Genomic DNA, 15,661 nt, shown 5'->3' with positions numbered 1-15,661 from the left:
GCGTCTCTTCCCACGCCCCCGCAACAAAATGACCCGCATGAAACCGCTTGCCCATCAAACGGCCCTGCATGTCAACCAGACAAACCAATACGGTGTCGATTTCCCCGGCAGAAATCTGCGCCTTAAGATGCTCGAATGTCAGTGTCGCGCTCACGATGCGCCCTCCCTGATCGTGATATCGTTCAGCGCCGGTTCAAGCAGCGCCAGTATGTCCCGGGACATGTTGGCAACCTGTACTTCATTGCCCAAAAGATCATTGCGTACTTCGATCATCACATTGGCCAGCCCCCGGCTCAGCGCATGAAGACGGAGCGAATGCGTTACACCGTCAGCGGGGCCATAGGGCTGATTACGTTCCGTGCGGCGATGCGGGATCTGATCCATGTGATCCAGCATGGCATCGACCAGACGACTGTCCTCGTCATGGAGAAGTCCAAGTTCAACCGCGCGCGGCTTACCAAAATAGACTGGCGTGAAGGAGTGAATAGTCACAACGACTGTATCCGGACCGCGCGCATCCAGAACCTGTGCAACAGCCTGACAGAACGGGGCATACACTGCCTGGGTACGTGCATCGCGTTGCGATTGATCGAGGCCCACATTGCCCGGCACTTCGATCAGTTCTGATTTCTCGGGCATTGCGCTTGCCGCCTCGGGCGGACGGTTGCAATCATAGACCAATCGCGAGACGGTCGAGGCCACGACCGGAGCATCAAGCGCTGTCGACAGCGCCCGTGTCAGCGCCATTGCGCCCGGATCCCAAGCGGCATGGCTGACGCGCGCGGATGCGGACAATCCCAAATCATCAAACTCTGCCGGAATGCGGTTGCTTGCATGTTCACACAGCAGAACCACACGCCCAATGCCCGTCTCGTTCAGGATTTCGACTGATCCCGTCACCCTTTGACCTCAGTATCAGCGTCCTGCTCCATCTGTGGGAATTCTTCGATCAGGCGGGTTTCAAGCAACTGCCCGTTGCGATATAGGATCGGATAGGCGACGGCCGCGATGTGACTGTTGAATTCGCGAAAGGCGCGCAGCGTTTCGAGGTGGATGTCGCTGGTTTCAAAGCTTTCTGCGCTGCCATGTTGCAAGCGTTTAAGGTGGCGTTTGCGACTGTCACGCTCGGCCCGCTTGATTTCGGTTTTTTCCAGGCTCAGCAGACGCGCGCTTTCCAGATCGTCCGAGATCAGCACGTTCGAGGCCAGTTTCAGGTTGGCCACAATCCCCTCGTGCATTTCGACCAGCTCTGACCAACCTTCTTTCGAGAACGCGGCCCCCTTTTTGCGCATGTCATCCGCCAATGCCGTCAGGCGTTTGGCCACCACGTCGCCCGCGGTTTCCAGGCGAATGGCATATTCCATTAGGTCCCGCGCAATCTTGGCATTTTCCTTGCCGAACGCATCAGCGGGGATAGCCGCCACATATTGCCGGATACCAGAAAGGCAATCGTTCACATCAGTATCCATGTCCCGAATGGCCCGGATCTGCTCCTTGTCGCCGCTGCGATAAAGCTCCAGCGCAGGCCGGAACATCGAGCCAACCATGTCGCTCATCCGCAGAAGCTCGCGTTTGAGGTTAGACAGGGCCTGATTGGGTCTGCTGAGGGAGTCGAGATCAAGTGCGCTGATCGGTTGCCCGGGCTGCGCGCTGCTTTCAGGACTTTTCGGATCGGGCAGCAGTTTTTCGAATGGCGCGCGCAGCATGCCGCAGAACGGCAGGGCCAGAACCAGAAGCGAGGCGTTGAAAATCAGATGTGCATTCACCAGCATCTGCCCGCCTTGCAGATCGCCCAATACTCCGGTTCGCAGCGCCAGGTTGGCAGCAAACAGCGAGACAATTGACCAACTGCCCCGCAGCGCCAGATTAGCGAAGGGAATGCGCCTTGCAGACAGGGCCATGCCGCGTGTCAGCCAAACCGGGATGAAGGCGGACCCGAAATTAGCACCCAACACCAGCGAGAGCCCGGCGGCAAACGGGATCGCCCCGATTTGCACCAGGGTCACACACATCAAGATCGCAGCGACCGAAGAATGCATGACAAAGGCCAGCGCTCCACCGACCAGGAACGCTGTGATGTAATCACGCGCAAGATACTCGGCGATGGCGGGTAGAAAGGCGCTGTCACGGATCGGGTCCATCGCCTCGCGCAGAAAACGCAGTGAGATCAGGATGAATGCGACACCCATCAGAATACGGCCCAACTGGCGCGGTTTCTTGGCCTCTGTCTTGACGAACAGATAGCCGCCGACCGCAAGCAGTAGCGGCACCAACCAATCCAGTTTGAAGGACAGAACCTGAATGATCAGCGCCGAGCCGAGATCGCCACCCAGAACCATCGCGAGCCCGGTCGGAAAGGCCAACATCCCGCCCGCCGCAAATCCGGAGGTCAGCAATGCAACCGCGGCCGAGCTTTGCAAGACGACGGCCATTGTAAGCCCTACCATCGAGGCCTGCGCATAGCTGCGCTGCCCCGTCATCACCCGCTGAAACGATGCACCATAGCTACGCTCGATGCCCGTGCGCACCATGCGCACAGCGTAGAGCAGCAGCATCGTTGCACCAGCCAGACTTATGAGGAAACTGACAATCGCCATTCCGTTATCCGTTCACCAGATCAAGCAGCTCGGAATGCAGTTGCGGCGTGGCCGCCGATATGACTCGGCCGTCGGAGTTCAGACCTAGCGGCTTACCCTCCCAATCGCTCATGATCCCGCCCGCAGCTTCAACTACGGCGGAAACCGGCAGATAGTCATAAGGCTGCAGATCATAATCGATGACCGCATCAACATGGCCCATCGCAAGCAGTGCATGCGGGTAGCAGTCATAGGCAAAGCGTCGGGTCTGTCCCGAATTCATCAACCGATCAAACAGGGCCGGATGATCCCGGTAAATCTTGTCGCCTTCGTTGACGAAAAAAACTGCGTCGCTCAATTGGCGTGTAACGCTGACCGAGACAGGCTTGCCATTCAGTGTGGCCCCTTGACCTTTCATGCCGATCAGAAATTCGTTCAGGGCAGGCATGCCGATGACCCCCAATCGGGGAACACCATTCGTGAGATATCCCAACAGGAACCCAAACAACGGATGCCCCGACAGGAATGACCGGGTGCCGTCAATGGGATCTACAATCCAGACATTCTGCCGATCCTGACCTTCGAACCCCTGCTCTTCGCCAAAGATACCGTCATCTGGAAAGTTCTCAGCCAAATATTGTCGCACAACGGCCTCGACACCCTTGTCCGCCTGTGTGACCGGGCTTTCGTCCGCCTTGAACTCAACCCCCAAACGTCCCCGAAAGTACCCGCGCGCAGCCTGCGCGGCGATATTGGCGATTTCGGCGGCGTGAATCGCGATATCTGACGTACCTTCGGGCGTTGCAACGGTATTTGGTGGGGTTAGCATCTGTTTTTGTCCCTCATTGCAATGCCTTAAGCAGTATTCAGAGACGCCGTCATGGTACAGGTAAACTGGATGACTAACGGATCGCCATTGCACATGGGTGTTCCGGTTGTATCGTCACTCTGCGATGCTGCATTACGCAACATCTTTTAAGCATCAACGTCACAAAACCCCACACAGCACAGCAACATTAACCCACAAAAAACAACTTATTCAACCAAATTATTCCGTTTTTGGTTGATTAGCGGTTTCGTTTGTGGATTTTGAGCGGTGGGTATCGCCATTCCGAGGCAAAGCAGGCAATACCGCCGCGTAGTTTTGGCAGGAATACACGCGCAGGGCCAAGGATTCGGTTCAGCGATCAGGAGCACCGGGATATGACAGACAAACACAACGTCCTGTTTATCATTACCGACCAGATGCGGGCGGATTGTTTGTTTGGGGCATTGGAGGCCCATGTTGACCTGCCTCACATGCGCGCGTTGATGGAGGACAGTGTTTCTTTCACGCGGCACTTTTCCGTTACCAACCCCTGCGGGCCATCGCGCGCCTCATTGCTGACCGGGCAATACGCGATGAACCACCGGTCGGTACGAAACGGCACGCCCCTGCGCCACGATGCACCGACCATCGCCAGCGAGATGCGCAAGGCAGGGTATCTGCCGATGCTGTTTGGATATACCGACACATCACAGGACCCGCGCGTGTTTGATGCAAAAGACCCGGCGCTCAGGTCATATGAATTCCACATGGCCGGTTTTCAGGAAATGCTGGAAATGCGGTTGGAGATGTCATTCCCATGGCGTTCTCATCTGAAAAACCGTGGATATGAGTTCGAAAACTATATTGACGTGTTCAAACCGGTCGCACCCGATGGCGGCCAGCCTGCACTGAATGACCCGGCCTTCTACGCAGCCGAGGATAGCGATACCGCCTTTCTAACCGATCGGTTTCTGGAAACCATGCCGGCGTATGCGGATGATGACAGGGGATGGTTTGCACATCTGACCTACATTCGCCCGCATCCACCGCTGGTAGCCCCGGCACCATATAACCGAATGTATGACCCTGCCTCGCTACCATTGCCATCGCGACTGCTAACCGCCGAGGCCGAAGAGGCGTTGCATCCGTTTTTCGCTCCGGCACGGGCCAACAGCACGGTTGCCGGGTTTGTTGAAGGTTTCCCGGACCTTGAACCGACGGACGAGGTAGTGCAGACGCTGCGTTCGATCTATCTGGGTCTTGCCACGGAGGTAGATCATCATATCGGCCGCGTGGTTTCGTTTTTGAAAGAAACCGGGCAGTACGACAACACAATGCTGGTGGTCACCGCAGATCATGGCGAGATGCTGGGGGATCGGCACAGTTGGGGTAAGATGTCGGTTTATGATGCGGCCTATCATACACCCTTGATCGTGCGCATGCCCGATGGAGCCCGTGGTAAACGGGTCGAGGCACCCACGGAATCGATTGATATCGTTCCGACGATTCTCGAATGGATCGGGCAGACAATACCGGATTCCATGAATGGGCATTCGCTGTTGCCCTTCCTTCAGAGTGAATCCTCAACCCCGGCTGACTGGCGCCGCTATTCATTCTCGGAGTTGGACTTCGCTGATCCGCTGAACCCAACCCGCTGGCAACGCGAACTGGAAACGGGGTTAGAGGACAGCTGCCTGAGCATCCTACGCGACAACCGGTTTACATTGGTTGAGTTTGCGGCTGATCTTCCGCCCATGCTGTTTGACGGTGAAGGGCAGGGTGAGATGGAGAACGTGGCAGAACATCCTGAACACGCCGCCACATTGGCACGCATGACACGCGACATGTTGCGTCACCGGATGCGGAAAATGGACAAGACCCTGTCAAACTGGATGATCACCCCGGATGGTCCGCGCCATCCGTGACATTCCTATATGGCTGAGGATCGTCAACCACCCCAGGTTACAGTCATCAGCATATCCTCGAACTCTGCGGTGTCGAAAAACAGCACGATCTCACCCGTTGGGCCTGCGGGCAACGGAACCGTCGCCAACTGACCAACCGCCAGATCGCCCAGTTCCGGACGGCGGGTCAATGTGTCCTGAACCACACCTCCGTCGCTTGTATCAGAACGATCAGACACCGTGATTGTTGCCGGAGCAGCATCCAGACTGCTTTCAGCAAAAAGATCGCACCGTTTGAGCGTCGTGAGGCGACCAGCCGACCAATAGGGATAGTGCTCGGGTCGGAGTGTCAGCCGCAGCTCGTGACGCCCACCCGCAGGTGGTGTTTCGCGGCGGAAGCGTGCCCATTCTGTCGGGAACTCGTGCCGCAGTGAGAATAGCCGCACATTGCCCACAGTCCCGTCTGCCGCGATATCGGCTTTCAGATGATCAACCGCCGCATTGCGCACAGGTCCACCGCCATCCCGCGCAGTGTAGCGCAGGTGCAAGACGACGTCCGAGATCGTGTCATAGTCGAACTGTTGCGGATCGCCCTGCGTTGGGTCCGCCGGCAGCTCTAGCCGCCATTCGCTGACTGCGCCCACATTCTCGAATGGTAAATAGCGATCATCAGGCATGCCCTCGAACTGACCGGTTTCCATTTGCGCCGCACTGAACACATTGCTTTCGGCGCTGTGAATATCGGCGAAACGGTCGTCTTCGGGGCCCGTGCGAACATAGCCATCCCCGATATCCGGTCGTTGCCGGATGCTGCTCTTGAGATGCACAAGTTTCGCATGGGTTCCTATATAGGGCCCGGAAACACAGGGCAGGCTGAGCGCAACACTCTTGATCCGGCGGAAGTAATGGCCCGGCCCATCCAGATCGAACTGGGCCTCGGGGATTTTAAAGGTACACCGACCTGTTCTTCGCAGATTGACCAGGGCCAGCGGATCGATTTGTAGCAGGCTGACATGTTTGGTCAGCTCGTATTCGTTGCGATTGTGCTCGTGATACGCAAGCTCCATCCGCTTGACGTCCAGCAGCAGCGCCTCGCCTGAAAGAAGCCCCTTGCGACCGCCATCCCAATAGTTGAACTGCACCAGAGTTTTCTGATCCAGCTCGGGCCGCATCAGTTCGGCTTTCATGGTCTGCTCGGCGCGTCGCGCGGTATCGAAGGCAAAGCGGTAGTACTCGTAATACAGCTTTGACAACTCGCCTTGCAGCCAGCCATAGAGCTCTTCGTTGGTGTACTTGTCCTGCAAGAAATCGCGGGTTTGCTCTGATAGACGGATTGCCTTCTTCAAGTTCAGGTATTCGCGATGCTGCGCCTGTTCCGCGATCAACGATGTCAGAATCTGACGCCCGATCTGCATCACATCATGGGCCGCCAGATTGTGCTGCAATATCCATTCATCGGCGCGACGTTCATAGGCGGCAGTGCGGGCCGCCATCCCGGCCTGATCACGGTTCCAGTCCGCGATCATCCCGGAAACATCCCCCGCGATCCGCATGACCGAGGACAGCACGGTTCCCACCTTAAAATCGATGGTGCCGCCGAGACCCCAATAGTGCAGATCAAGTTTCGGGTCGGGGATCGGGGTAAGGGTTGCTGAAATCGAGTGGAATACCGATTTGGCCAGCGTTGTGTCACGGGCTATTGGCAGCAGAGTATTAAGCTCTTCATCCTCTTTCTTAGACAGGTGAAGGTCTCCGCCCCCGGTCTGACCCGACGTTTGTGCGCCGTCGCCATCGCCCGGGCGCTCAAGATCGGGAAACTCGAGCCGCTGAACCGGGACGTCATATTGCGCAACAAGCGCCTCATATGCTTCATCAAAATTGGCCTTTGTCAGGTTTTGACGGGTCAACTCAAGGGTTTCAGGCGCATTTGGATCAGCCTCCTGACCCAGCAGGCGCTTGTAGTAGTTCAATCGCTCAAGCGCCGCGCCGCGACTGCCGATCAGAGCTTGCGTCGCTGCCTCGGTGTTTTTCCATTGAAGGTAACGAAGATCGACCTGCAGTTTCTGCAAGCTGACTTCGTGACCTTGCCGCAACAGGGCAAGTGCCTCGGCGTCGCGTTTTTCCAAGGCGGTCAGCAAGGCCGACCCGATATTGCGGACCTCTCCGGCCAATTCCGCCGCCTTCTCGATCAACACGCGCGAGCGGACGGGGCTGACCGGTTGATTCAAACCCGAAACGACAGAGCCGATATCCAGCCCAGCCGCCGCCGCCTTGACCAGCATTCCCGGATCGATCGGCGGGTCGAACAGGGCAAGCGGACGAACCTGCCCTTCGATATCCATACAGTTGCGGATTTTGAACAGCCGGTCGGCAACCGTATCCCAATAACCCAGCAGCTTTTCATTATGCGGGATGCAGAAATACAACGTGCGGGCCATACCGAATAACGGCGCAGCGCTGTCGCTGGTGCCCGCACCTGTTGGCGTTGTGAAATTGAAGGGGAACGCGCCTTCAAGCTCGACCAATGCATTGCCCATCGGATCAAGCCCTTGCGCCCGAAGCTGCGCAAAGGTGCGTGGCGTGGTTGTTCCACCCGCAGGTGAACGCTGCGGCTTGTCGCCCAGCAAGTTCGAGGCGAGCACATAGATCTGCAGCGCTTCCATGATGGCTTCGCGCGTGAATTGCTGGAACAGGTTGTCACCCCAGGCAATCAGATTGTCGAGGTACTTCATCACCACGTGCATCATGAATGAAATCGTCCGTGTGCGCGCGACTGCAAAGGGCTGAAACGGGGTGTTTCGCACCGCTTCATACCCATTTAGGATCGCTTCTTTCTCGGCCAGCTCCGCGTCGGTGCATTCGTCGTTTGGTTTGCTGAGCAGGGTCAACAACGTATCGATGGATTGGGCTTCGCCCTCGCGAAAGGCAAGGAAACGCCAATAGCGTGTGGGCACCGGTACATCGGAGTCATTCTCGGTCGGATCGAAAATCAGATGGAACCAGCGTTGCGCTTCGGCGAAACGTTGGGTCTTGGACAAGTGCACCGCAATGGTCAGCGGCACATGGAACATCAGTTCCCAATTGTAGTTGGCATAAGGCCCACCCATCCGCGTGTCGATTTCCTTCGGGAACGAATGGATGTCGATCTTGTCGGTTTCCTGCGGGGAATAGAGGGAATTGAAGAATGACTTGCGCAAGCTTTTGTGAAACTCCGGGGACAACATCCCGGGCACACCCTGTATGTTCAGACGCTCGATCAACTCCGACACGAAGGGGTGGAAGAAGTTTTCAAACGTGTAGTCCCAGTGTTTTTCATAGCTTATAAGCTTCATCTTCTGGGGGCCGAAAATGTCCTGATCAAGCAGGTGATGATAGCCATAAGTGCTGATCTTGCTGGTATCCATGATCAAAGTCCTTTCCGGATCAAGTGCGACGCATGCGGACGGTGCTGCCCATCGGGCCGATGTCGCGGTCGCCAAAGCGGACCGTGCCACCGGTGCCCAGCGCTGTATGGACAAAGGCGTCTTCGGTCACGAATGCACGAAGAGTGCTCAGGTCGGCGCTGCCAAAGCCGGGGATTGCAGTCACCCGTTCAATCCGGTCGGGCTGCTCGGCAAGCGGCTCGAATGCCAGCACCATGGTATCGATTGTCGGGTCAACTTCGGCCACGCGGCCAAAATCAAGCCAGGTCACAACTTCGACGATCCGCTGCTTCGTGGACACGTAGAACACATGTCGCGGGTCGGCATAGAAGAACGGCGACTCCCAGGCTTCTCCATTGGTCGGGTGATGCGGCTGTGTGGCCTGATCGGGCGCCTTATTGGACAGCAACCGATGCGTGATCCCGTCATTGGAATAGATCGCTGTAAGGCGGTTTGACCCGGTCGACGTAATACGTTTCGGCAAGAAATGCGGCGCCTTCTTGGGTGAGCGCGTATCGGGTGTGCTAAACGTGTTGTACATAAAGAACGAAACGCCCAGCCAATCCTTGTACGAGATCGATATCCGCATCCCGTTGGTCCATGGGAATGAAGACAGGCGGATGCCTTTGCGGAAATTGCGCATCTCTCGGGCTGGCACGTTTTCGCGCAGCAACAGGGGCTCATCAGGATCCGAACTGCGCGGCGGTTGCCACACGCCATCCACCCGTTCAGTCCAGTTCAGCATGACCTTGACGTCAAAGGTGGGTTCATCAACATCCATCAACGATGACGCCTCAACCTCGGCCAGCGGGCCTGATCCCGCATTGGGTGTTCCTTGTGCCGTGTTTTCCGGCATCATCTTGATCCAAAACAGGAACAGACGATTGTTCCAGACCAGCGGCATGACCGGATTATCCTCGATATCCAGCGGGATTTTCTCCCACGCGCTCCACGAGCCATAGGCACGGGTCCGGTGGTAATAACTGCGTTTGGCCCCGGCGGTGCGCCCGATAACATGCAACACGTCGTCTGCAGCACCGGGATCGCCTTCGATCTGGTAGAGACCGCATACTTCCAGCTTGGCGACCTCTTCCAGTTTCTGCAGATACCCGATCAGCGAGGTGGCTGCGCGTTCCTCGGTGATGTCACCCTGCAGCAATTCACTCATCGCTTCGCGGAAGAAGGGTGACTGGTCGTCGCGCAATTCCGGCTCCATCCAGTTTTCAGGGTACAGGAAGATTTTCCGGTTTGCCTCCCACACGCGGTAACGCTTCATCCACTCCCAATGCTTGGACCGAAGGCTGGATGCAGCCACACGGGGTTCAAGGTTCATCAGGCAGCGCTCGGTAAAGATCTGGACCGAGGACAATGCGTGACGAACCCGCGAAGTGAGCATGCACGGCTCCATCTGCACATCCATCAGGAAGTATTCGAACAACTTTTCGGGCGTGTTGATATGCGCCGCATCCGGACGCCCGCGCAGATCGTGCAGGATATGCGCCACCAATGCATCACGCTGGCGCTTGCGCAGGCGGTCATTGATCGGTTGCAGGATTTTGAGCCAGTCATCCGGGCTGTAGCGCGCGCGAAGGGCGGCGCGGAAATTCCGCACAATGGGTCCGGTTGGGGCGGGTGTTGCGGCAGCGATAAGCGCTGTCGCCGGAATCCCAAGTGCCGTCAGCCATTCGGCGATGTCATGAAGCCGCTCCAGAACGGCCAGATCGCTAATATCGGCTGAGGTGAGTCCGAAATGTACCAACAGGGCGGCGATATCCACGGGATCCCAGCGCGTGACTTGGAACAACTCAGCCTCGGCGTCGGCTATGGCGAATGCTGGATTCTCGGCTATCGAGACCAGCCGGGCATTTTCAGGGGCATAAGCCGCCTTTAATCGCGCCATGCGCAGGTGGGCCGTTAGCACCCCCATCAGCGCGGCAGAGGTCGGATCATCGGGTGTGCCGGTGACGGGCAGGCTGTTTGGCCAGGCCGCACCCGCAATCTGCAAATCGCCATGTGTCGTCAGGTGCAAGATCTCAGCGACGTCAAGTTTCAGCGTTTCGGACAACCGTGCAATGCGGCGCGTGCGCAGGTAGGCCGCGCCCAGATGCGATACCGGATCAGCCGGGTAGAGATGCGAAGCGCCGATGACCTCAGTTCCTCGGCCCGGTGCACTCCAACGCAACGCCAGACGGTCGGTCACATTGGCCACGCCCAGCGCGATTTCGACCAAAGTGCCTGCGCGAAGCTCGATCGCGTTGGTGTTTGACCATATGCCGCCCGCCTCGGTTAGAAGAACAGGTTCGCCTGCGATGCTGAGTGTCACGGTCGCGCCCGCATCAGCTTCGACATCAATGTTGAAGAATCCGTTTTCAGGCGCTTCCAGATATCCCCGTAACCGGATCGAAATCGAAGAACCTGGTGTGGTTTGATTGTCTGGCAGCACTGTTCCAGTGGAGGCAAAATCAATCGCGCCAGATAAGGTTTCGACCCGCGCAGGCGGTGCAGTGTGGGCCGGGCCATCGCTGATTTCAGCACTCAGACCCCCGGATTCGAGCATCAGGGCATCCTCAAGCGCGGAGCTGGCCGGATCAGTCGCCGCATGCAGAACCTCGGCCTTTTCGAACAGGGTGGTCGCCATGTCAGCCTCAACTTCGATCGCAGTTCCCAAAAGCTGCAGCGCTACCTGACGTTTCCGTCTTGAGATCAGCTGCGGCAGGATGCCTTCCAGCAGGGCGCGATAGGCCTCGGCCTTTGGAGCGACTGAACTGCGATAGGCGTCGTGCAGCGGCAGCAGCTCTGGGAAGCGGGTGAAAAATGGCTGCGATTGTGCCTCGCTGGCGTTGAACAAGGCGTCAATAGCTGGCGCGAAGGCGGCAGGGGTCCCGGCAACGGCCTGCAGGGCATCCCTGACCGTGGTCGACATGAGCCCGCTGAAAACCAGAACCTTGCGGAAATCATCATAAGCGATTTGATCGGGTGCCTCGGCCAGAATTGCAGGCTCCAACACGGGTGCGGAATGGTCATAGGCAACCTCGGTCGAGGATGTGGCCTCAAGATATCCAAAATATTGCTCGGTCGCTTCGGCCCCGTAGACCAGAGACATATGGGACCGGGCAATGCCGCCATCGGGATCATCCACCAGCACAAAGTCATTGGTGATAGCCGCAAACCCTGCACGCAGATCGCGTGCCAGGGTCGTGATGTTTTCTGCGGGCGGTGTCGTCTGGCCACTTGGGTCATGGTTCAACAGCAGCGCCAGCGCTGTTTCCAGCGACAGGCCTAGCTCGGACAGGCGATGCACCAGATCGATAACCGTCAGCAGAGCGGGTGCAGTGGCGTCTTGCGGGCCATAGGGGTCAAGACCGGTGGCTTGAAGCAAACGCTCCAATCCCGGCACGCTTTGCTCAAGCGCGCGCGTCAACCAGCCGCGACGGTAGATTGCGCTGACCGTCTCGATGGTCAGGGGTGTCGTGTCATCGAACCCCAAAACAGCGACGATCCGGTTAAATTCCGGACCCGTCAATGAAAAGGCCGCGCGCAAGGTTTCAACCTCGGGCAGCAACAGGGCCGCAGGGTCTGTAAGCACACCGCCAAAACCATCTTCGGCAAAGGCGGGGTTTTCGCGAGCAGGTCGCTGGAACATTTCACGGAATAGCGCGGCGGTTCCATTGGTGCTGATTGGTCCAAAGAGGGCCAGGATCGGGCGCAGCGCGTCCTCGGGCCTTAGCTCCAGCGCATCAAGGGCCGACATGGCGATGCCCAACTGTGGCAGGAGCTCGGCAAAGCCGGCGTCCATGCGAGCCAGGTCCACCTGCGCGTCGGCGCCGCCCGGCATCTGGTTCGTCGGATAAAGCGCCGAGATGATAGCATCCGTGTCGGCAATGCTAAGTTCCAGAACACGCCACATACGGACGAACCGGTTAATCCGGATAAAGTCATTCCATTCAAGGCGGTTGGACAGCGGATCAGGGTCTGGGTGACGCAGTTCAAGCGCGCTTAGGTCGCACATATCCGACGGGTCTTGCGGATTTGTAAGCACGATCAGACCCATGATCCGGTCGAAAGTAGTGTCATCAAGCAACCATGCCTCGATATCACCGCCATAGCGTTCAGGCTCGACCCCTGCCGCCATCCGGCTTTGTAGTTCTGCGGAGTTGATCGCGCCGTCCCGGAAGGCCCGGATATCGTCGAAGCCCAGGCCAAGATGCTCAAGCTTCGGGATCAGCGCGGCTCCGGGGTTCACGAACTCGGTCTTTAGGATGTTCACGAGATCAACCGGCGTGATCTCGGTGCGGCGGCATAGGTCGCGCACGCTTTCCAAACCATCACGCACTTCGGCTGCGCTGACACCCGCATCAAAACCATAAAGCGAACGCACTGTCAGATCGGGTCGCGCTGACCCGGCAACCGCCACGCTTTCGGTCAGGACGGCGTTGAGACCGCGCGAGATGTTCAAGCGCTGCAGCCAGATGTCGCGCCATCCGTACGGTGTATCGTCCAGCGCGTCTGACGAACGCAAGTCGGCCATAACCCGATGTAAAGGCGCGTCGAAACGATTGAAAAGGGCCTTCAGTGCCTCCAACGAACGGTCAAACGGCAGGGGGGCAGGGAATTGGGCGGTGGCCAGCGTGGCATAGGCGGCATCGCGTACAAATTGAGGGCTGGCCAGCAACTCTTCAGGCGGTGTTTGACCATCGGTCGAATGACCCTGATATCCACCCAAAGACATGCCGTTGACAACGAAATGCTCCAGCACCTCGTTCACCAAGTCGATGTATGGCACAGGCGTCAGAGTGTTTTCGCAAGTCAGAGGCAGGTGTTGAATATCAGGCCGCCGATCAAGCAACACATCAAGTGGATTGGTGAAGCCGTTCGGAATCTCGGTCGCGGGGCGATCGAGAAACAGCAGAAGATCGACAAGATAGGCTGCGGGGCTGAGGACCGAACGGCAATGCTCGCACCCGCAATAATCCATCGAACCAAATAGCTCTTCTAATGTGGAGTATGCGATCACATCGCCAAAATTGTCCGACCCGCCCGGGGTAGGGTTCAAAAACCCGTCAGCAGCACCCACGCTGGGGCCGATCGCTGGCATCATCCGGTGAGTCATATAAGCGGTGGCCAGATTCAGAACCGCTCCATGGACCTGTTCGGCCTTGCGGTAGATCTGCATCGCGACGGCCTCGTTCAGAACGGCCTTGTGGGCGCGCAGGAACTCATCTTGTGGCAGCGCCACGACCGCATAGGCCGAATCCAACCCTGCAGCCAGCATGGCATTCATACTGCTGTCGTCGGGCGAGATCTGATAGACTCGCTGAATGCGTGAGATTTCGCGCACCACTTCTGGCGGTTCGTCCAGCGCATTTTTTGCAATAAAGCGCGCTACGGGCTGCTGACCTATCTGGAAGGTATCGGCATGTTTTGCGAGGAATTCATGAACGTTGTTCGACAACCCGGTATCGACCAATGGCGTCTCCTGCGCCCGGACCATTTCCGCAACAACCGCAGTCGGGAAAGACAGCCGCACCTGAGCGGCCATGAATTCTGCATAGTTGGCGCGTCTTTCGGCGGCATCCCGGCCCTGAACTGCCTCTGGCACGGGGTCGGTATCATCCATGATCGCGGCCCAGGCGTCGGCTTTATGAAAACCCGCCTTCACTAGGCCTCCCAACGTACCGTCCGCATCGCCATCGGTGTCACGATGCAAGCGTTCGACCAGCTTGGAGTTGTTGAGCGTCAGATAGGCAAGCTTGCCATCGGTCTGCAAACGGGCGGCTTTGTCCTGACCCAACTTACCCTCTACCTCGGTCCAGAATGTATCGAGATCATCACCATGCGCCGCATGGAGCGCGGCAAAAGTTTCACGCTCGTCATCCCGCGTCAGCGAAAGTGCAAGCAAAGGCTGCATTCCGGCCAAAGTCCCGGGAGGGGGCGTATCCAGCCGCACGCGCGCGGAGACTTCGGTAAATCGGGCAAGGGAGGCATCTGTCTGATCCGCCAGTTTGGCGTCGATCAATCCTTCATCCAGCGCGGATTTCCAGATTTGCGCCACTTTAGCAGGGGGCGTGCGGAAAACCGCGGTGTCATCGGCGGGAACACCTGCACGTAAAAGCGCATAGAACAGGCCAGAGTCGATGCGTTGACCACGCCGTCCAGCGGTCTTGTCAGACAACTGCTGGGATAGCGACGCCAGTGCCACGGCGCGCGCGTCCCAACCTGTTTTATTGGCCAGATATGTGATGTCCTGACGGGTGTCGCTTTCTTCAAGTTTCGACAAGGCACCGTTGAACTGACCAGAGAGCGCCTTGGTCAGTGTGGCGTGTTCTGACGACAGTTTTGCGGCACTTTCAGCAGGCAGAACCACGGAAAGCTCGGAATCCGGTCCGGCGTCATATTCCACCGCCGAAGCGGCAACCACATCGTCATTCAAACGCACCTGCACCTGAAGGTCTGGCGCATCCTTGCCGCGCTTGGTGATCTGATCTCCGGCAAACACAATCTCGAAGGCACCGCGTTTACCGGTTGTAGCCTTCCCCAGTTCAACGTCGCCGCCGACACCTTTGTCGACAACAACAACAGCAAGGCCATCAACAGCCGCACTTTGCGCACTTATGACGCGACCGCTGACACGGTAGGTGCCAAAATCCGTCGGTGTGTCCAGTCGAGCGACCAGATCGTTAATCACAGCCGCCGTCCTTTTATCGACACTGCCGGTCGGGGACAGATCGGCCTCTTTCTGAACCAGGCGAACGGCTTCAGTGGTGCCTTTTCCGTAGGTCGGTGTGCGGCCATCCTTTTCGCGCGACACGATATCGGCCAGCGCTCGGCGCGCGCTGATATCATTGGCCAGCAGCAAGCCTTCACGCAGCAGTGCCAGCAAAGCGGATTGCAGATCGCCCACCGTAGCGCGGCGCATTCTGGGCTTTAGCGGATGCGTAACTTTGGTCATGA

At 57.8% G+C, this 15,661-nt stretch carries 6 protein-coding genes and 1 pseudogene; 1 reads left to right on the top strand and 6 read right to left on the bottom strand.

Annotated features, from left to right (window positions below; translation table 11 throughout):
- The 4 genes and pseudogenes from ACRZ9U_RS15685 to ACRZ9U_RS15670 all read right to left on the bottom strand — a co-directional run.
- A pseudogene (locus tag ACRZ9U_RS15685) lies at positions 1 to 154 on the bottom strand (glutamine synthetase); the annotation flags it as partial.
- Complete coding sequence (locus tag ACRZ9U_RS15680; RefSeq protein WP_170408819.1) at positions 151 to 900, bottom strand: N-formylglutamate amidohydrolase; 750 nt, start codon at positions 898 to 900, stop codon at positions 151 to 153. The gene ACRZ9U_RS15680 and the pseudogene ACRZ9U_RS15685, both read right to left, overlap by 4 nt.
- A complete protein-coding gene (locus ACRZ9U_RS15675) occupies positions 897 to 2,597 on the bottom strand; it encodes a Na/Pi cotransporter family protein (protein ID WP_170408818.1) in 1,701 nt (566 codons plus the stop codon). The genes ACRZ9U_RS15680 and ACRZ9U_RS15675 overlap by 4 nt, the downstream gene beginning before the upstream one ends.
- Positions 2,598 to 2,601: 4 nt before the next feature.
- Entirely contained in the window at positions 2,602 to 3,405 is an 804-nt protein-coding gene (locus ACRZ9U_RS15670) for an inositol monophosphatase family protein (protein WP_170408817.1), read from the bottom strand.
- 374 nt (positions 3,406 to 3,779) lie between these two features.
- Here ACRZ9U_RS15670 and ACRZ9U_RS15665 point away from each other — a divergent pair, with 374 nt between their 5' ends.
- Positions 3,780 to 5,309, top strand: coding sequence for a sulfatase-like hydrolase/transferase (locus tag ACRZ9U_RS15665; RefSeq protein ID WP_170408816.1), 1,530 nt, complete (start codon positions 3,780 to 3,782; stop codon positions 5,307 to 5,309).
- A 23-nt stretch (positions 5,310 to 5,332) separates the two neighbouring features.
- Here the strand turns inward: ACRZ9U_RS15665 and ACRZ9U_RS15660 are convergent, their stop codons facing one another.
- The gene (locus tag ACRZ9U_RS15660; RefSeq protein ID WP_170408815.1) at positions 5,333 to 8,692 is read right to left on the bottom strand and encodes a Tc toxin subunit A-related protein; all 3,360 of its coding nucleotides are present in this window, start codon (positions 8,690 to 8,692) and stop codon (positions 5,333 to 5,335) included.
- 19 nt (positions 8,693 to 8,711) lie between these two features.
- Positions 8,712 to 15,659 carry a neuraminidase-like domain-containing protein gene (locus ACRZ9U_RS15655; RefSeq protein WP_480902327.1) on the bottom strand — a complete coding sequence of 2,316 codons (6,948 nt, stop codon included), beginning with the start codon at positions 15,657 to 15,659 and terminating at the stop codon, positions 8,712 to 8,714.
- Positions 15,660 to 15,661: the final 2 nt, after the last annotated feature.

Source organism: Ruegeria sp. D7 (assembly GCF_056534355.1).
This window is presented reverse-complemented; position numbering and strand designations above follow the sequence as displayed.

Excerpts from the sequence above, each read along its gene's own strand:
- ACRZ9U_RS15655 (WP_480902327.1), bottom strand. The coding sequence starts at position 15,659 with ATGACCAAAGTTACGCATCCGCTAAAGCCCAGAATGCGCCGCGCTACG.
- ACRZ9U_RS15670 (WP_170408817.1), bottom strand. The coding sequence starts at position 3,405 with ATGCTAACCCCACCAAATACCGTTGCAACGCCCGAAGGTACGTCAGAT.
- ACRZ9U_RS15675 (WP_170408818.1), bottom strand. The coding sequence starts at position 2,597 with ATGGCGATTGTCAGTTTCCTCATAAGTCTGGCTGGTGCAACGATGCTG.
- ACRZ9U_RS15665 (WP_170408816.1), top strand. The coding sequence starts at position 3,780 with ATGACAGACAAACACAACGTCCTGTTTATCATTACCGACCAGATGCGG.
- ACRZ9U_RS15660 (WP_170408815.1), bottom strand. The coding sequence starts at position 8,692 with ATGGATACCAGCAAGATCAGCACTTATGGCTATCATCACCTGCTTGAT.